The organism is Chitinimonas violaceus, from assembly GCF_052601015.1.
In genome coordinates this window covers 1-861 of sequence record NZ_JBQXDJ010000196.1, presented here as the reverse complement: position 1 = coordinate 861, position 861 = coordinate 1, and the positions used below count along the sequence as shown (strand labels likewise).

Genomic DNA, 861 nt, shown 5'->3' with positions numbered 1-861 from the left:
CGCAGGTAGCAAAGCTGCACGGCGAAGCCCAGCCGGTTGGCAGAGCCGCGCCGCTGCCGAATGATGGACAGGTCGGTGTCGCTGAACGTGTACTGACGGATCAAATCATCCTTGGTGCCCGGCAACGCCAGCAGGCTTTCCCGCTCGGCGGCGGACAGGATCGAACGGCGGGGCATGCGGTTTCCTTCTTCTTGAAAACGTAGGTTTGTGACAAGCCCGCCAAGGCAACCGGCGCGGCACAGGAAATCAAGGCATTGCGATTCTCGAAAATAGTTCTTGAAATTTTATTCTTGATTGCATATCATCTCAACGAGTTTCGATAAGAAAGGATGCCCATGCGACCGTCTGTTGTGCTTGATATGAAGCGAAGCGCAGTGCGTGAAGCGGTAGGCCGCTTCCGCACTGCGAACCCGCGCGTCTTCGGTTCGGTGCTGCATGGCACCGACCACGATGGCAGCGACATCGATCTGCTGGTCGATGCGCTGCCTGGCGCGACGCTGTTCGACCTGGGCGGTCTGCAAGTCGAGCTGGAATCGCTGCTCGGCCTCCACGTCGATCTGCTGACACCCGGCGATCTGCCGCCGAAGTTCCGGGCCAAGGTACTCGCGGAGGCGCGACCGGTATGAGCGAAAACCGACTGACCGACTACCTGGATCACATGCAACAGGCCGCTACCGATGCCTGCGGCTTCGTGGAGGGCTTGGCCAAAGAGGACTTCCTTGAGGACAAGCGAACCCAGCAGGCCGTCATCATGAGCCTCATCATCATCGGCGAGGCCGTCACGAAGGTGATGGATGGCTATGCCGAGTTCGCCCAGGCACACAGGCAAGTGCCGTGGCGCAATATGCGCGGCATGCGCAA

At 59.9% G+C, this 861-nt stretch carries 3 protein-coding genes; 2 read left to right on the top strand and 1 reads right to left on the bottom strand.

Going from position 1 to position 861, the window contains the following annotated elements:
- The coding region (locus tag ACUHMQ_RS20880) for a DUF4158 domain-containing protein (protein WP_445297362.1) at positions 1-176 on the bottom strand (176 nt) is incomplete at its 3' end.
- Between the two features lie 183 nt (positions 177-359).
- Between ACUHMQ_RS20880 and ACUHMQ_RS20875 the strand changes: the two genes are divergently transcribed.
- Together ACUHMQ_RS20875 and ACUHMQ_RS20870 are read left to right on the top strand one after the other, a co-directional pair.
- Entirely contained in the window at positions 360-626 is a 267-nt protein-coding gene (locus ACUHMQ_RS20875; RefSeq protein ID WP_445297361.1) for a nucleotidyltransferase family protein, read from the top strand.
- Positions 623-861 (top strand): HepT-like ribonuclease domain-containing protein (locus tag ACUHMQ_RS20870; protein WP_445297360.1); only part of this gene is annotated, 239 nt, incomplete at its 3' end. The genes ACUHMQ_RS20875 and ACUHMQ_RS20870, both read left to right, overlap by 4 nt.

Bases quoted from the DNA above. Each gene is read 5' to 3' on its own strand.
- ACUHMQ_RS20875 (WP_445297361.1), top strand. From the start codon at position 360: ATGAAGCGAAGCGCAGTGCGTGAAGCGGTAGGCCGCTTCCGCACTGCG.